Source organism: Curtobacterium sp. MCBA15_016 (assembly GCF_001865105.1).
GTDB lineage: Bacteria > Actinomycetota > Actinomycetes > Actinomycetales > Microbacteriaceae > Curtobacterium.
In genome coordinates this window covers 6146-7165 of sequence record NZ_MJGR01000053.1, presented here as the reverse complement: position 1 = coordinate 7165, position 1020 = coordinate 6146, and the positions used below count along the sequence as shown (strand labels likewise).

General features: G+C 69.8%; 1 protein-coding gene. It reads right to left on the bottom strand.

Annotated elements, in window-relative coordinates:
* Positions 1-167: 167 nt before the first annotated feature.
* A complete protein-coding gene (locus BIV03_RS17070; RefSeq protein WP_071296535.1) occupies positions 168-815 on the bottom strand; it encodes an NAD(P)-dependent oxidoreductase in 648 nt (215 codons plus the stop codon).
* Between the last annotated feature and the right edge of the window lie 205 nt (positions 816-1020).

The following is a 1020-nucleotide window of genomic DNA, read 5'->3' as shown; positions in this document are numbered from 1 at the left end:
ATGTCGGTTTCGTGGTTCCGCATCGTGCGCACGCTGCGCGCCCGCACGCACACCGCGCCGCGCCGCACCGCGCCGCACCGCGCCGCGCCGCACAAGCAAAGTCACTCGGAACCGCGCGAAGGCGCAGTTCCGGGTGACTTCCGTTGTGCGGAGGCGAACCGAACCGCCTAGTAGGCGACCCCGAAGCGCGCCTGGTGGTGCGCCGGAGAAGCGATCTCGTCGACGAAGGCGATCGCGAAGTCCTCGCCGGAGATGTCCGAGTTGCCGTCGGCGTCGGTGAGCAGGACGTCGTCGGTGGTGCGGTAGGTGCCACGACGCTCGCCGGGGTTGTAGCCGCCGAAGGCAGCCGCCGGGCTCACGTAGAACCAGTCGACCTCGGTGTCCGACGCGCGGAGGGCCTCGAGGACCTGACCGTGGCTCTTCGCCTCGCCCTTGAACGCGTCGGGGAACTCGGCCGTGTCGTACAGCGCCGGGCCACCCTCGGCGACGAGCAGCGAACCGGCTCCGCCGACGATGCCGAGGCGCGCACCGGCAGCAGCGGCGGCGTCGACGAACGGCCGGAACGCGTCCTTCAGCTCGCTGCCGTCCGCCTGCACCGCGTGGAGCGCGACGACGATGACGTCCGCACCCGTCGTGACCTCGGCGACGAAGTCGGTGTCGAAGGCGTCACCCTGCGCGAGTGTGAGCCCCTCGGCCGGCTCGAGCTTCGAGGTGTCGCGGGCGACGGCAGTGACGGCGATGCCGCGGGAGAGGGCCTCGCGGGTGATGGCGGAGCCGGCGTAGCCGGTGCCACCGAAGACGACGATGCTGGTCATGGAGCAGTCCTTTCGTGGAACGTTGACACTCACCGTACAAGCGTTACTCTCTCTGAGTAAGTAGGCACCTCACGGTGCGTAACGGAGGTCGTCGTGTCAGCTCTCGAGTACAGCCCCTACGCCGCCGAGTGTCCCTCGCGACAGCTGCTCGACCGCATCGGCGACCGGTGGAGCGTCCTGACGATCGGCACCCTCGCCGACGGCC

Excerpts from the sequence above, each read along its gene's own strand:
- BIV03_RS17070 (WP_071296535.1), bottom strand. The coding sequence starts at position 815 with ATGACCAGCATCGTCGTCTTCGGTGGCACCGGCTACGCCGGCTCCGCC.